The sequence below is a fragment of the Bradyrhizobium sp. CCBAU 45321 genome (assembly GCF_028128975.1).
Classification (GTDB): Bacteria; Pseudomonadota; Alphaproteobacteria; order Rhizobiales; family Xanthobacteraceae; genus Bradyrhizobium; species Bradyrhizobium yuanmingense.
In genome coordinates this window covers 47,095-61,680 of record NZ_LFKZ01000014.1, presented here as the reverse complement: position 1 = coordinate 61,680, position 14,586 = coordinate 47,095, and the positions used below count along the sequence as shown (strand labels likewise).

12 protein-coding genes are annotated in these 14,586 nt (G+C 65.5%); 8 read left to right on the top strand and 4 right to left on the bottom strand.

Annotation, left to right across the window (positions count from 1 at the left end; genetic code table 11):
- Positions 1-20: 20 nt before the first annotated feature.
- From ACM43_RS01955 to tpiA, 3 genes are all read right to left on the bottom strand, one after another.
- Positions 21-1,652 carry a CTP synthase gene (locus ACM43_RS01955; protein WP_157283627.1) on the bottom strand — a complete coding sequence of 544 codons (1,632 nt, stop codon included), beginning with the start codon at positions 1,650-1,652 and terminating at the stop codon, positions 21-23.
- 166 nt (positions 1,653-1,818) lie between these two features.
- Entirely contained in the window at positions 1,819-2,202 is a 384-nt protein-coding gene (gene secG / locus ACM43_RS01950; RefSeq protein WP_036009912.1) for a preprotein translocase subunit SecG, read from the bottom strand.
- 140 nt (positions 2,203-2,342) lie between these two features.
- The gene (gene tpiA, locus ACM43_RS01945) at positions 2,343-3,098 is read right to left on the bottom strand and encodes a triose-phosphate isomerase (RefSeq protein ID WP_271537744.1); all 756 of its coding nucleotides are present in this window, start codon (positions 3,096-3,098) and stop codon (positions 2,343-2,345) included.
- A 223-nt stretch (positions 3,099-3,321) separates the two neighbouring features.
- Here tpiA and ACM43_RS01940 point away from each other — a divergent pair, with 223 nt between their 5' ends.
- From ACM43_RS01940 to ACM43_RS01920, 5 genes are all read left to right on the top strand, one after another.
- On the top strand, positions 3,322-5,220 hold the full coding sequence (locus ACM43_RS01940; RefSeq protein ID WP_271537742.1) for a SurA N-terminal domain-containing protein: 1,899 nt from the start codon (positions 3,322-3,324) through the stop codon (positions 5,218-5,220).
- Between the two features lie 14 nt (positions 5,221-5,234).
- A complete protein-coding gene (trpD, locus tag ACM43_RS01935) occupies positions 5,235-6,248 on the top strand; it encodes an anthranilate phosphoribosyltransferase (protein ID WP_271537740.1) in 1,014 nt (337 codons plus the stop codon).
- A gap of 8 nt (positions 6,249-6,256) precedes the next feature.
- Positions 6,257-7,078 (top strand): indole-3-glycerol phosphate synthase TrpC, encoded by an 822-nt coding sequence (gene trpC, locus ACM43_RS01930; RefSeq protein WP_271537738.1) that lies wholly within the window; start codon positions 6,257-6,259, stop codon positions 7,076-7,078.
- A gap of 1 nt (position 7,079) precedes the next feature.
- Positions 7,080-7,610, top strand: coding sequence for a cyclic pyranopterin monophosphate synthase MoaC (moaC, locus tag ACM43_RS01925; RefSeq protein ID WP_271537736.1), 531 nt, complete (start codon positions 7,080-7,082; stop codon positions 7,608-7,610).
- Between the two features lie 177 nt (positions 7,611-7,787).
- Positions 7,788-10,520, top strand: coding sequence for a bifunctional diguanylate cyclase/phosphodiesterase (locus tag ACM43_RS01920; protein ID WP_271537734.1), 2,733 nt, complete (start codon positions 7,788-7,790; stop codon positions 10,518-10,520).
- Between the two features lie 81 nt (positions 10,521-10,601).
- Here ACM43_RS01920 and ACM43_RS01915 read toward each other — a convergent pair whose 3' ends face one another.
- Positions 10,602-11,936 (bottom strand): S41 family peptidase, encoded by a 1,335-nt coding sequence (locus tag ACM43_RS01915; RefSeq protein ID WP_271537732.1) that lies wholly within the window; start codon positions 11,934-11,936, stop codon positions 10,602-10,604.
- Positions 11,937-12,238: 302 nt separating this feature from the next.
- On the opposite strand from ACM43_RS01915, the gene ACM43_RS01910 reads away from it, so the two are divergent.
- The 3 genes from ACM43_RS01910 (at position 12,239) to ACM43_RS01900 (ending at position 14,384) form a co-directional block, all read left to right on the top strand.
- Positions 12,239-13,372, top strand: coding sequence for an alpha-hydroxy acid oxidase (locus ACM43_RS01910; protein WP_271537729.1), 1,134 nt, complete (start codon positions 12,239-12,241; stop codon positions 13,370-13,372).
- 26 nt (positions 13,373-13,398) lie between these two features.
- Positions 13,399-14,022 (top strand): HAD family hydrolase, encoded by a 624-nt coding sequence (locus ACM43_RS01905; RefSeq protein WP_036025208.1) that lies wholly within the window; start codon positions 13,399-13,401, stop codon positions 14,020-14,022.
- Positions 14,023-14,180: 158 nt separating this feature from the next.
- The gene (locus tag ACM43_RS01900) at positions 14,181-14,384 is read left to right on the top strand and encodes a hypothetical protein (RefSeq protein ID WP_128265692.1); all 204 of its coding nucleotides are present in this window, start codon (positions 14,181-14,183) and stop codon (positions 14,382-14,384) included.
- Positions 14,385-14,586 lie beyond the last annotated feature (202 nt).

The window sequence follows — 14,586 nt, the reverse complement described above, 5'->3', positions numbered from 1 at the left end:
GTCAGGGCAGACCGAGCCGGCTACACCAGCCGGCTCTGCTTCGCCGCTGCCTCGATGAACGAAGCGAACAGCGGATGCGGCTCGAAGGGGCGCGACTTCAGTTCGGGGTGGAACTGGACGCCGATGAACCAGGGGTGGTCCTCGTACTCGACGATTTCAGGCAGCACGCCGTCGGGCGAGAGGCCTGAGAACTTCAGGCCGTGCTGCTCGAGGCGGTCCTTGTAGGCAGTGTTGACCTCGTAGCGATGGCGGTGACGCTCGGAGATTTCGGTTGCACCGCCATAGACCTGCGAGACGCGGCTGCCGCGGTTGAGCGTTGCCGGATAGGCGCCAAGCCGCATCGTGCCGCCGAGGTCGCCGGCCTGCGAGCGCTTCTCCAGCTCGTTGCCGCGCAGCCACTCCGTCATCAGGCCGACCAGCGGCTCCTTGGTCGGGCCGAACTCGGTGGAGTTGGCGTCCTCGATGCCGACGAGGTTTCGCGCGGCCTCGATCACCGCCATCTGCATGCCGAAGCAGATGCCGAAATACGGCACGTCGCGCTCGCGCGCGAACTGCGCCGCCTTGATCTTGCCTTCGGCGCCGCGCTGGCCGAAGCCGCCGGGCACCAGGATGCCGTTGACGTGCTCGAGGAACGGCGCCGGATCCTCCTTCTCGAAGATCTCGCTCTCGATCCAGTCGAGATTGACCTTCACCTTGTTGGCGATGCCGCCATGCGAGAGCGCCTCGATCAGCGATTTGTACGCATCCTTCATGCCGGTGTACTTGCCGACGATGGCGATGGTGACGTTGCCCTCGGGGTTGCGGATGCGCTCGTTGATCTGCTGCCAGCTGCGCAGCTCCGGCGGAATCCGCGAGCCGATGCCGAAGGCGGCGAGCACCTCATCGTCGAGGCCCGCATTGTGATAGGCCTCGGGCACCGCGTAGATGTTGTCGACGTCGCGCGCCTCGATCACGGCGCTTTCGCGCACGTTGCAGAACAGCCCGAGCTTGCGCCGCTCTTCCTTCGGGATCTCGCGATCGGTGCGGCAGAGCAGGATGTCCGGCTGGATGCCGATCGAGCGCAGTTCCTTCACGGAGTGCTGCGTCGGCTTCGTCTTCAATTCGCCGGCGCTGGGAATATAGGGCAGCAGCGTCAGATGGATGTAGACGGCGTGATCGCGCGGCAGCTCGTTCTTGAGCTGGCGGATCGCCTCGAAGAACGGCAGGCCCTCGATGTCGCCCACGGTGCCGCCGATCTCGACCAGCACGAAGTCGTAATCGTCGTTGCCGTCTAGGACGAATTCCTTGATGGCGTTGGTGACGTGCGGAACCACCTGGATGGTCGCGCCGAGATAATCGCCGCGGCGCTCCTTGGAGATGATGTCCTGGTAGATGCGCCCGGTCGTGATGTTGTCGGCCTTGGTCGCGGGACGGCCGGTGAAGCGCTCGTAGTGACCGAGATCGAGATCGGTCTCCGCGCCGTCATCGGTCACGAACACTTCGCCGTGCTGATACGGCGACATCGTTCCGGGATCGAGGTTGAGATAGGGGTCGAGCTTGCGGAGGCGGACCTTGTAGCCTCGGGCCTGCAGCAGGGCACCCAGTGCCGCCGAAGCCAGACCCTTGCCGAGCGAAGAAACCACGCCGCCGGTGATGAATATGTACCGCGCCATGGGACTTAACCTCTAATCCCCTAAATACGATTCGCCAAAGCGATTCGTATTCCGCCCCAAAGATTTTGCGGGCCTGTGGGTGAGCCGAAACGAAGAGTGATGACAGTGCCTTGATGGGGATTGTTGATGCAGGACGGTAGCCACCGCCCTGCATGGCCCCCCTGCTTTATTGCGAGCGCGGCACCTGAGGACCGGTCGGAGCCGGTGCCTGCTGCTGCTCGTCAGCCTTCTTCAGCGAATCCAAGATGCCGCCCGAGGTCGGCGGCGCGATCGGCGACCCGCCGGCCGGCTGGGTCTGCGAGGGCTGGCCGATGATCGACGACGGCTTGCGGTCGTAACCGGCATACCAGGACAGGAACAGGCTGGTGAGGAAGAAGCCGACGGCCAAGATCGCGGTGGTCCGCGTCAGAAGGTTCGCCGTGCCGCGGCTCGACATGAAGCCCGCGCCGCCGCCCATGCCGAGGCCGCCGCCTTCCGACTTCTGGAGCAGGACGGCACCGATCATGACGGCGACGATCATGAGGTGGATGACGATGACAACGGTCTGCATGATATCCTTCCGTCACAAGCGGGCGGCGCCTGACGGCGGCCGATCGCGCTTCGCGGGTTTTCCTGAAGTTGCGCGGTGTTACACGATCGGAGGTGGCAATGCCACCCCCGATCGGGCCCGGTCCCGCGGTTTGGACTTAGCTAGGGGCAGCCCTTGGCGATCGCAAGGAAATCGGCCGCCTTCAGGCTGGCACCGCCGACCAGAGCCCCATTGACGTTCTTCACCGCCATCAGTTCGGCCGCGTTCGAGGGCTTGACCGAGCCGCCGTAGAGGATTCGCATCTTCGCGCCCTCAGCCTTGAACCTGATGGTCAGGAGTTCCCGGATAAAGCCATGAATCTGCTCGACATCCTTGGCTGTGGGGGTCAGCCCGGTGCCGATCGCCCAGACCGGCTCATAGGCCACGACCAGATTGGCCGCCGTCGATCCATCCGGCAGCGAGCCGTCGAGCTGGCCGCGCAGGATGTCCAAGGTCTGGCCGGCGTCGCGCTGGCCCTGCGTTTCGCCAATGCAGACGATCGCAACGGTCCCGGCGCGCCAGGCCGCCTCGGCCTTCTGCCGGATCAGCGCGTCGCCCTCGCCGTGGTCGGCGCGGCGCTCGGAATGGCCGACGATGATGGCGGTCGCGCCTGCATCGGCGAGCATTTCGGCGGCGATATCGCCAGTGTGGGCGCCGGAGGCCTTGGGGTGGCAGTCCTGGGCCCCGACCGCGACCTTCTTGCCGCGCGCCTTCTCGGCGAACGCCGCAACCAGGGTCGCCGGCGGGCAGACCAGCAGGTCGGCCTTGCCAGCCGCGTCTGCCGCGCCGTTGAGCATGGCGTCGAATTCAGCAGCCTGGGCTTTCAGGCCGTTCATTTTCCAATTGCCCGCGATCAGCGGTCGGATGGCGTCGGTCATGTCAATGTCCAGCAGAATGAGGTTTGTTCATGCGCTAGCAGAGGTGCTCCTGCAGTTCCAGAGACCAGAGGCCCTTTCGCCGCAGCTTCAAGTGGTCGCCCGGGGCGAGGTTGCGGGGGGAAAGCCGCCACTTTATGATGATCTATCAATTTGGTGACGCGCTTTTGCGGAATCTGCATTAAGACGCGCTCCGTTCCCCTCCTGACCAAACAAGTTGGACCAAATGCTCCGAGGAATACGCAAGGCCTCATCGAACTGGCTCGGCAAGATCATTATGGCCGTGGTGATGGGCGTGTTGATCATCAGTTTCGGCATTTGGGGCATTGCCGACATCTTCAAGGGCTTCGGCCAGTCCACGGTCGCCAAGATCGGCAGCACCGAGATCTCGCTCAACGAGTTCCGCCAGATCTACACCGACCGCCTGCAACAGATCAGCCGCCAGTTCGGCCGTCCGTTGACGTCCGACCAGGCGCGCGCGTTCGGCCTTGACCGCCAGGTGCTGCAGCAGACCATTGCCGAGGCCGCGCTTGACGAAGAGGCGCGCCGGCTCGGCCTCGGCCAATCCGACGAGCAGATCCGCCAGCTCATCATGAACGACCCCAACTTCAAGGGTATCGGCGGCAATTTCGACCCCAATCGCTTCCAAGCCTTGATCCGCAATTTCGGCTACACCGAGCAGCGCTATGTCGCCGAACAGCGCAAGGTATCGCTGCGCCGGCAGATCACCGGCACGGTCGGCGCCGGCCTCGAGCCCCCGAAGGCCATGGTCGACGTCCTGACGCGCTACCAGAACGAACAACGCTCGATTGAATTCGTCCGGCTCGACGCCGCGCAGGCCGGTCCGATCGACCCGCCCTCGCCCGAGGCGCTTGCCGCCTATTTCGAGGATCACAAGGTCCAGTTCCGCGCGCCCGAATATCGCAAGATCTCCTTCGTCGTGGTCTCGCCGGAAGAGATCGGCAAATGGACCGAGGTCTCGGACGAGGATGCCCGGAAGGCGTTCGAGCAGCGCAAGGATCGGCTGGGCACGCCGGAAAAGCGCCAGATCCAGCAGATCGTGTTTCCGAACGTTGCCGAAGCGCAAGCCGCTCGCGAGCGCCTCGTCGGCGGGACGTCGTTCGAGGACATCGGCAAGGAACGCGGGCTGAGCGCCTCCGACGTCGACCTGGGACTGGTGACCAAGTCTTCGCTCACGCCCGCCGTCGGCGATGCCGCGTTCGCGCTGCCTGCCGGCGAGATCAGCCAGCCGATCCAGAGCGGACTCGGCGTCGCAATCGTCAGGGTCGACAAGATCGAGCCGGGCGCCGAGGCCGACTACACCAAGCTTGTCGGCGACATCAAGCGCGAGATCGCGACTGAGCGTGCGCGCGTCAAGGTCGCCGACCTCCGCGACAAGATGGAAGACGAGCGCGGCGGCGGCTCCAGCGTGATCGATGCGGCGCAGAAGCTCGGCCTCACCGCCGTGACCATCGAGGCCGTCGACCGCTCCGGCCGCGCCCCGAACGGCCAGCCGATCGCCAACATCCCGCAGGGCCTCGACGTGGTGTCGCAGGCCTTCAACACCGACGTCGGCGTCGACAACGACGCGATCTCGTTCAAGGGTGGCTATGTCTGGTACGACGTGCTCGCCATCACGCCCTCGCGCGACCGCAATCTCGACGAGGTCCGCGACCAGGTCGAGGGGCGCTGGCGCCAGGACCAGATCGCGGCCAAGCTGAAGGCCAAGGCGACCGAGATGGTGCAGAAGCTCGAAGCGGGCGGCAAGCTCGCCGACGAGGCCGCCGCTGTCGGCGCCAAGGTCGAGACCGCGACGGGCTTCAAGCGCGACGACTCGCCCGCCGGCGTGCCCGGCACCGTCGTGGCGGCGGCCTTCCGCACCGCCAAGGACGGCATCGGACAGACGGCCGTGAGCGGCGGCGGCGAGGTGATCGTCTTCCGCGTCACCGACATCGTCGATCCCGCGGTCGACTTTGCCTCCGACGCGGTCAAGAAGCTGAAGGAGAGCCTCGACCGCGCCCAGACCGAGGAGCAGGTCGCTTCCTACGTCAACAAGCTTGAAACCGACATCGGGACCACCATTAATCAGGCCGCCTTCGCGCAGGTGACCGGCGCGAACCAGTGAGTTGAAAGCACGCGATGGACGACCTGAAATCGATCATTGGAAAAGTGGCGACCGGCGCCAGCCTGTCGCGTGACGAAGCCGCTTCCGCCTTCGATGCCATGATGAGCGGCGAGGCCACGCCCTCGCAGATGGGTGGGCTCTTGATGGCGCTGCGGGTGCGCGGCGAGACCGTGGACGAGATCACCGGCGCGGTCGCGGCGATGCGCGCGAAGATGCTGACCGTGCAGGCGCCGCCGGAGGCGGTCGACATCGTCGGCACCGGCGGCGACGGCTCCGGCTCGGTCAACGTCTCGACTTGCGCGTCCTTCATCGTCGCGGGCGCCGGCGTGCCCGTAGCCAAGCACGGCAACCGCGCGCTGTCGTCGCGCTCGGGCGCTGCCGACGTGCTGGCCTCGCTCGGGGTGAGGATCGATCTCAAGCCGGAGCAGGTCGGCCGCTGCGTGCGCGAATGCGGCATCGGCTTCATGTTTGCCCCCGCCCACCATCCCGCCATGAAGAACGTCGGCCCCACCCGGGTCGAGCTCGCCACGCGCACGATCTTCAATCTGCTCGGTCCCCTGTCGAATCCGGCCGGCGTGAAGCGGCAGATGGTCGGCGTGTTCTCCAGGCAATGGGTGCAGCCGCTGGCGCAGGTGCTGAAGAATCTCGGCTCCGACTCCGTCTGGGTGGTGCACGGCTCCGACGGCCTCGACGAGATCACACTCACCGGCCCGACCTTCGTCTCCGCGCTTCACAACGGCGAGATCCGGAATTTCGAGGTGACGCCGGAGGAAGCCGGCCTTTCGCGTTGCGAGGCCGGTGCGCTCAAAGGCGGCGACGCCGATGCCAACGCGATCGCGCTGCAGAGCGTGCTCGACGGCAAGCCGAGCCCCTTTCGCGACGTGGCGCTGCTCAACGCCGCCGCCGCGCTGGTCGTGGCCGGCCGTGCCAAGGACCTCAAGGAGGGCGTCGCGATCGGCGTCCGCTCGATCGACAGCGGCGCAGCCAACGCGAAGCTGAAGCACCTGGTCACGGTCTCCAAGAGCTGAACTCCCGCATGTCCGACATCCTGACCAAGATCGAGACCTACAAGCGCGAGGAGATCGCGGCGGCGAAGCGAGCGCGTCCGCTCTCCACCGTCGAGGCGCAGGCCAAGGCCGCCTCCGCGCCGCGCGGCTTCCTGCGCGCGATCAAGGCAAAGCACGCCAAGGGCGGCTACGCGCTGATTGCCGAGATCAAGAAGGCCTCGCCCTCCAAGGGACTCATTCGCGCCGATTTCGACCCGCCGGCACTCGCCAGGGCCTATGAGGCCGGCGGCGCCGCCTGCCTGTCGGTGCTGACCGACACGCCCTCGTTCCAGGGCCATCTCGACTTCATGATAGCCGCGCGCGAAGCAACCTCGCTTCCCGTTCTGCGCAAGGATTTCTTGTTCGATCCCTATCAGGTGGTCGAGGCCCGCGCGCACGGCGCCGACTGCATCCTGATCATCATGGCGGCGCTCGATGACGCCGCCGCAAGAGACCTCGAAGACGCCGCCCTCGCCTACGGCATGGACGTCTTGATCGAGATCCATGACCGCGCCGAGCTCGACCGGGCGCTGAGACTTCGCTCGCCGATGATCGGGGTCAACAACCGTAATCTTCGGACCTTCGAAACCACACTCGCGACCAGCGAGGCCTTGGCGCCGCTGATCCCTTCGGACCGGCTGATGGTCGGCGAGAGCGGCATCTTCACGCCCGAGGACCTCGCCCGGCTGGAGCGCGTCGGCATGGCGACGTTCCTGGTCGGCGAGAGCCTGATGCGGCAGGCCGACGTCACGGCGGCGACGCGCTCGCTGCTCGCGCGCCAGGCGACGGCGCGCGCGGCGGGCACGCGCTGACATGGCGCGCCAGCCAGCGAAGAGGTTGGCCAAAGCGAAGCAGGCCAAAGCCGAGGCGGGCCCGGCCCTCACCCATATCGGCGCCTCCGGCGAAGCGCGGATGGTCGACGTCTCGGACAAGCCCGCGACGGAGCGGCTTGCGGTCGCCGAGGGACGCGTCGTCATGACCAAGACGACGCTCGATCTGATCGTGTCCGGCAACGCCAAGAAAGGCGACGTACTCGGCACCGCGCGCATCGCCGGCATCATGGCCGCCAAGCGCACCTCGGAGCTGATCCCGCTCTGTCATCCGCTCGCGCTGTCAAAGGTCATCGTCGATATCGAGCCTGACGCCAAGCTGCCGGGCTGCGTGGTACGGGCCAGCGTGAAGGTGACGGGACCGACCGGCGTCGAGATGGAGGCGCTCACGGCGGTGTCGGTCGCCTGCCTCACCATCTACGACATGATCAAGGCCGTCGAGCGCGGCGTGCGCATCGAGGGCATCCATCTGGTCGAGAAGCTCGGCGGCAAATCCGGCCATTACCGCGCCTGACGCGGGTTTGCGCAAGCACGCCGGTTTCGCGCCGCGCGCATGGATTGCTTTTGCGCGCGAGCATTCACGTCTCGTTAACCGCGCTTCCTAACTTTACTTCCACACCGTCACCGTAAACCAACGGATGTTCTCAGGGTCCTGAATTGATCCTGACGTGTGCGCGGCAACGAATCCAGCATGAAGATGAAATTCGGCAATCGTCTGTTTGACCAGGTCTTCGTGCGCAGCGGTCCGATCCGCTGGCTGGTGGTTGGCGGCACGCTGCTGATCGCGGCCATCGCCATAGGCTCGGTCCTGATCGCGCAAAATTTCCGGGAGCGGGCGCTGCGCAATTCCGGCCGCGAGCTGGAAAACACCGTACTGCTGCTCGCTCATCATTTCGACCAGCAATTGCAGGACTTCGCCGTCATCCAGAAGGATTTCGTCGATCACGTCCGCACCACCGGAATTGCGACCGGAGAGGACTATCGCAAGCGCCTCTCGGGCGAGGACGTGCATCGGAGGCTGCGGTCGAAGATCGAGGCGCTGCCCTACATGGGCGGCGTCAACATCATCGATGCCGAAGGCAATCTGATCAATTCGTCGACGGCGTGGCCGGCCCCCAAGGTGAATGTCGCCGATCGTGCCTACTTCCGCACCTTCAAGTACGATCCCAATGCGCCTGATGTCCTGATCGAGCCGCTGCACAGCCGCGTCTCCGGTGCGTGGACCATTCTGGTGGCCCGGAGGGTCGTCGGGCCACGCGGCGAGTTCCTCGGTGTGGTCGGACGCGGAATCGAGCCCGCCAACTTCGAGAAGTTCTTCGCCTCCGTGGTGCTCGGCGAAGGCGCGACGATCTCGATGCTGCATCGCGACGGCACACTGCTCGCCCGCTATCCGCAGTCCGGCGAATTGATGGGGCGAAACTTCAAGACCGGACCGTTCGAGCATCAAAGGGTGTTCGGGCTCGATCATTTCGCCGGCCGCTTCAACAGCCCGGTCGACGGCGAGGACCGGCTGATCTCCTCCCGCGCCCTGCCCCACTTCCCGATCCTGGTGATGGCCACCACGACGCGCGCAGCAGCCCTGGCGGACTGGCGCGAGCAGATCGGCATTCTGATCTCGATCGCAGCCTCTTCCGCGCTCGCGATCGCAGGCGTGCTGATTGCCGTCGTGCGCAAGCTGCTGGAGCAGCACCGCCTTTCGCGCGAACAGCTGACGCTGGAGAAGCAGCGGCTCGACCGCGCCGTCAACAACATGACGCAGGGCCTGTTGCTGTTCGATTCCGAGCAGCGGCTCGTGGTCTGCAACCAGCGCTACATCGAGATGTACGGCTTGTCGGCCGAGATCGTGAAGCCCGCCTGCAGCTTTCGGGACATCATCGCCCATCGCAAAACGACCGGCTCGTTTACCGGCGACGTCGATGCCTACGTCGCGCGCGTCCTGAAGGACATCCATCTCCGCAACTCCATGGTGGTCGATACCGCCGACGGCCGTTCGATCCACATCCTCAACGAGCCGCTCGCGGATGGCGGCTGGGTGGCGACCCATGAGGACATCACGGAGCGCCGGCGCATCGAGGAGCGCATCACCCACCTCGCCCACTACGACGCGCTGACGGACCTGCCCAACCGCGCCATGTTTCACGAGCATCTGCGGCAGGAGCTGGCTGCGGCCCGCCACGGCGAGCAGACCGCGGTGCATTACATCGACATCGACGAGTTCAAGGGCGTCAACGACGCGCTCGGCCATCTCGTCGGCGACGAGCTGTTGAAATCGATCGCGACGAACCTCCGCCGCTGTGCCGGCCCGGCAGACTTCGTGGCGCGCCTCGGCGGCGACGAATTCGCCATCGTGCAAGGCGCGGTGACGTCGTTGGATCAGGTCAACGAGCTCGTCGCGCGTGTCTTCGAAACCATCCGCACGCCGGTCGACTGCATGGGCCATCATCTCACCAGCGACGCCAGCATCGGCATCGCGCTCGCGCCGGAACACGGCACGGCGCTCGACCAGATCCTGAAGAATGCGGACATGGCAATGTACGCGGCCAAGTCCGCCGGACGCCACACCTACCGCTTCTTCGAGCCGGCCATGGACGCCAAGGTCCGCGAACGCCGCGACCTCGAGGGCGACCTGCGCCACGCCATCGCGCAAGGCGGCCGCGAAGGCGGGCTCGAGGTGTATTACCAGCCCTGCCTCGGCCTGAAGGACGACCGCATCACCGGCTGCGAGGCGTTGGTGCGCTGGCGCCATCCCGAGCGCGGCTGGGTCTCGCCGGCGGATTTCATCCCGATCGCCGAAGACACCGGCCTGATCAACGAGATCGGCGAATGGGTGCTGGCGACCGCGTGCCGGGACGCGGCAAGCTGGCCCGACGACATCCGCCTCGCCGTCAACGTCTCGCCGGTGCAGTTCAAGAGCGGCACGCTGGCGCTGAAGATCATGGCGGCGCTCGCCGCGTCGAACCTGCCGGCGAGCCGGCTCGAGCTCGAGATCACCGAGGCGGTCCTGATCCGCGACGACGATGCCGCGCTTGCCATCCTGCACCAGCTCCGCGCCATCGGCGTGCGCATCGCGCTCGACGATTTCGGCACCGGCTACTCGTCGCTGAGCTATCTGCACCGCTTCCCGTTCGACAAGATCAAGATCGACCGCTGCTTCGTCGAGGACATCGCCCGTCCCGACGGCTCCGCCAGCATCGTTCAAGCCGTCGTCAACCTGGCGGCCGCCCGTCGCATGACCACGACGGCCGAGGGCGTCGAGACCGAGGAGCAGCAGCGTCTGCTGCGCACGCTCGGATGCTCCGAGATGCAGGGCTATCTGTTCAGCGCCGCCAAACCCGCCGACAAGATGCTGGAGCTGTTCGCGCTGCACCGCAGCCGGCTCGCCCGGCGCGAAAGCCGCGAGAGCCGCCGCCGCGAGGTCGGTTAGGCCGAAACGGCGCTGCAAACCAAATCGCCCGGAAGCGGTCCTCCGCTCCCGGGCGAAACATGATCCGAAACGTCGTAAGATCTAGTTCGGCACTGCAGACTTCGTCGCTGGCTTGGCAGCGACGGCATTTGCCGTAACGCCGTGGAGGAAGTCGTAGGCTGCGTGCAGAGCCTTATCGTCCTTCTCTTCCGGCGGAACGTAGGACTGCGATCCGGTCTGCTCGGTGCCGTCGGCCGACAGATGCCCGCGCATCTGGGATTCCGCCATGGTGTCCATCCGCCCCTTCAGCTCGGGCGGCACGTCCTGGAGGATCTCGATGTCGGGCGCGATGCCCTGGGCCTGGATCGAGCGGCCCGACGGCGTGTAGTAGCGTGCCGTGGTCAGCGCCAGCGCGCCATTGCCGGAGCCGAGCGGAATGATGGTCTGCACCGAGCCCTTGCCGAACGATCGCGTGCCGATCAACGTCGCGCGCTTGTGGTCGTGCAGTGCACCGGCAACGATCTCCGAGGCCGAGGCCGAGCCGCCGTTGATCAGCACCACGATCGGCTTGCCTTTGGTGAGGTCGCCGCCATGGGCGGTGAAGCGCTGGGTTTCTTCCGGACTGCGGCCGCGGGTCGAAACGACCTCGCCGCGCTGCAGGAAGGCGCTCGACACCGACACGGCCTGGTCGAGCAGGCCGCCCGGATTGTTGCGCAGATCAACCACGTAGCCGGCGAGCTTCTCCGGCGGGACCTGCTTGGAGACCGAGGCGATCGCCTTCTTCAGGCCGTCGGCGGTCTGCTCGTTGAACGAGGTGATGCGGATATAGCCGATGTCGCCGTTCTCGACGCGGAAGCGCACCGGACGCACATGGATGATCTCGCGCGTGATCGCAACCTCGAGCGGCGCATCCGCGCCCTTGCGGATGATGGTCAGCTTGGTCTTGGTGTCGACCGGTCCCTTCATCTTGTTGACCGCCTGCTCGAGCGTCATGCCCTGCACGGCCTCGCCGTCGATCTTGCCGATGAGGTCGCCGGACATGATGCCGGCCTTCGAAGCCGGCGTGTCGTCGATCGGCGAGACGACCTTGACGAGGCCATCCTCCATCGTGACCTCGATGCCGAGCCCGCCGAACTCGCCGGAGGTGGTCTCCTGCATCTCGGTCCAGGCCTTGGCGTTCATGTAGCGCGAATGCGGGTCGAGCGAGGTCACCATGCCGGTGATCGCCCCCTCGATCAGCTTGGCATTGTCCGGCTTCTCGACATAGCTGGCCTTGACCCGCTCGAACACCGCGCCGAACAGATTGAGCTGGGAATAAGCATCATTCGCACTCACTGCCGCCCGCGCTGCCCATACGCCGCCCTGCGGGCTGGCTACCAGAAGGGTCAGGCACGCTCCCGTGAGCGCGCCCAGGGGGAACAGCAGGGTTTTCCGCATGAAGGTGCCTTTTGCTTGGCGTTTCTCTTGAGGCTGGGAAACGCCATGCAAATGGCGATCCAGTCCATCTCTCACAATACCATTCTGGTTTCTTCAAGGCCGGGATGCCGCGCTGGCGGGTACACCGAAGAAATCTCTTCGCCTTGGCCTAAACTTTTGGCAACGTTCCGAAACTGTTTCGAAGCAACACGACGCCGGTCCGAGCCGCTCACGCCTCGCAGCTATGCGATTTTAGGATGGTTTTGGAGGGCCGGACGCGATAGGCGATGGCGACAAGACTTCAAATTCTCGGGAGGACAACAATGAATGAAGCGCCCCGCATCCGGCCGGAACGGAACGTCGAGCTCGGCGCCAGCGACGAGCCGTTCCAGAACCTGCACGAGTTCATCCGGAAGGCGCGCGCCAACCTCAACCAGAATGCCTGGGACTACATCGTCGGCGCCGCCGAGACCGAGACCACGATGCGGCGCAATCGCATGGCGCTCGACGAGATCGCCTTCCGCCCGCGCGTGCTGCGCGACGTGCGCAGGATCGATGGCAGCGTCGAGCAGTTCGGCCGCAAGCTGCGTCTGCCGGTGGTGCTGGCTCCCGTCGGCGCACTCGAGATCTTCGATCCGGATGGCGCGGCGAGCGTCGCGCGCGCTGCAGGCAGGTTCGGCGCCGCGCACATGCTGAGCTCGGTGTCCGAGCCCGGCCTCGAGACGACCGCCGAGGCTGCCCCCGATGCACTGCGTCTCTATCAGCTCTATGTCCGCGGCGACGATGCTTTCGTCGCCGATGTCGTCAGCCGGGCCGAGAAGAACGCCTATGCCGCCTTCTGCCTGACCGTCGACACCGCCCATTACAGCCGTCGTGAACGTGACATCGCCAAGCGCTACGTTCGCGAGAGCCGCCTGCGCGCCACCGGCGGCGATTTCCAGAAGGGCCTGGAGTGGCGGACCGTGAAGATGATCAAGGATACGTTCAAAATTCCGCTGATCCTCAAGGGTATCGCCACGGCCGAGGATGCGCAGATCGCGCTCGATCACGGCGTCGAGTGGATCTACGTCTCCAACCATGGCGGACGCCAGCTCGACCACGGCCGCGGCGCCATGCACGTGCTGCCGGAGATCGTCGACGCCGTGAAGGGCCGCGCCAGGATCATGGTCGACGGCGGCTTTTGCCGCGGCACCGACATCGTCAAGGCGATCGCGGCGGGCGCCGACCTCGTCGGCATCGGCCGGCTGCAATGCTGGGCGCTGGCGGCAGCCGGCGAAGCCGGCGTCGCACGGATGCTGGAGCTGCTCGAAGACGAGGTGCTGCGCTGCCTCGGCCTCCTGGGCGCCACCTCATTCGCCGAGATCGATAAATCCTGCCTGCATCCGGCGACCGCCACCAACGCGCCCAGCGTGTTCAGCGCGTTCCCGCTGTTCGATCACGAGCCCTATCGTTACTGACGCGCCATACTGAAGTGAAGGACGCAATGACATCGCTCTCTCCCGGCAGCGCGGATGCGCTGCTGTTCGACCTCGGGCGCGTTGTGCTCGACATCGACTTCTCCAAGGCGATCGCCTGCTGGGCGGGACATGCCGGCTGCCAGCCCGAGGCCATCATCGCGCGCTATGTGCGCGACGAGGCCTACCGGTTGCACGAGATGGGCAAGATCAGCGATGCGGACTATTTCGCCTCGCTGCGGTCCTCGCTCGGGATCGGCATCTCGGATGCGCAATTCCTGGAAGGCTGGAACGCGATCTTCGCCGGCGAGATGCCTGATATCGCCGAGCTGCTGCCGCGGGCGGCGAAGCAGATGCCGCTCTATGCCTTCTCCAACACCAATCGGCCGCACGTCGACTATTTCTCGAAGGAATATGCCGGTCTGCTCGGCCATTTCCGCGAGCTGTATCTGTCCTCCAGCATCGGCCTGCGCAAACCGGATGCCGAGGCCTTCGACCATGTCGTGGCGGCGATCGGCGTGCCGGCCGAGCGCATCGTGTTCTTCGACGACCTCGCCGAGAACATCGAGGGAGCGCGGGCGCGGGGGTTGACCGCCGTGCATGTCACCTCGCCGCGCGATGTCGGGAACGCATTGAAAGCACTGGGGATCTGAGCCGCGGGAAAGCCCGGAGCGCGCTCACTTGCCGGAACAAAAACTGCTGAAATTGTGGAACCTGATCACTTTGTGCATTTTTATACAGAGTTCCGGGAACGGAATACCACCTTTCGGACTCATGAGTCCGTTGGGACTTCTACATTGGACTGATCGACGTGCTGGGCAAGACCTATCTCACCAAGCAAGCCTCTCTCCTGCTCGAATTCGCTAGAACCACCTCGGATTCTGACCTCTCCGCCAAGCTGATCAGCAAGGCCGCCGACCTGAAATCCCAGGCCGATCCGCTGCCCGACAAAGATCAGGGTCCCAAGGCGCCCGACGTCGCGGATTTCAGTCCAGGCGATCCGACGGAGCGTTGACCGATGCTGGCCGTGGCGCTCGTCATTCTCGTCCTTGCCATGGCAATCCTCGTTCCGGTCTGTCTCGCCTTCCGCATCATGCCGCGGCGGAGTTGAGCCGACCTCCTCCACCCCGCGATCACGCAGGATAAATCATCCCGCGTGCTGCTTTGCCTCACGCCTGCACTCGGCTAGAACTCTCGCCGCCCATTGACTGATGTGC

Bases quoted from the DNA above. Each gene is read 5' to 3' on its own strand.
- ACM43_RS01915 (WP_271537732.1), bottom strand. From the start codon at position 11,936: ATGCGGAAAACCCTGCTGTTCCCCCTGGGCGCGCTCACGGGAGCGTGC.
- moaC (WP_271537736.1), top strand. From the start codon at position 7,080: ATGGCGCGCCAGCCAGCGAAGAGGTTGGCCAAAGCGAAGCAGGCCAAA.
- ACM43_RS01910 (WP_271537729.1), top strand. From the start codon at position 12,239: ATGAATGAAGCGCCCCGCATCCGGCCGGAACGGAACGTCGAGCTCGGC.
- ACM43_RS01920 (WP_271537734.1), top strand. From the start codon at position 7,788: ATGAAGATGAAATTCGGCAATCGTCTGTTTGACCAGGTCTTCGTGCGC.
- ACM43_RS01955 (WP_157283627.1), bottom strand. From the start codon at position 1,652: ATGGCGCGGTACATATTCATCACCGGCGGCGTGGTTTCTTCGCTCGGC.
- tpiA (WP_271537744.1), bottom strand. From the start codon at position 3,098: ATGACCGACGCCATCCGACCGCTGATCGCGGGCAATTGGAAAATGAAC.
- ACM43_RS01905 (WP_036025208.1), top strand. From the start codon at position 13,399: ATGACATCGCTCTCTCCCGGCAGCGCGGATGCGCTGCTGTTCGACCTC.
- secG (WP_036009912.1), bottom strand. From the start codon at position 2,202: ATGCAGACCGTTGTCATCGTCATCCACCTCATGATCGTCGCCGTCATG.
- ACM43_RS01940 (WP_271537742.1), top strand. From the start codon at position 3,322: ATGCTCCGAGGAATACGCAAGGCCTCATCGAACTGGCTCGGCAAGATC.
- trpC (WP_271537738.1), top strand. From the start codon at position 6,257: ATGTCCGACATCCTGACCAAGATCGAGACCTACAAGCGCGAGGAGATC.
- trpD (WP_271537740.1), top strand. From the start codon at position 5,235: ATGGACGACCTGAAATCGATCATTGGAAAAGTGGCGACCGGCGCCAGC.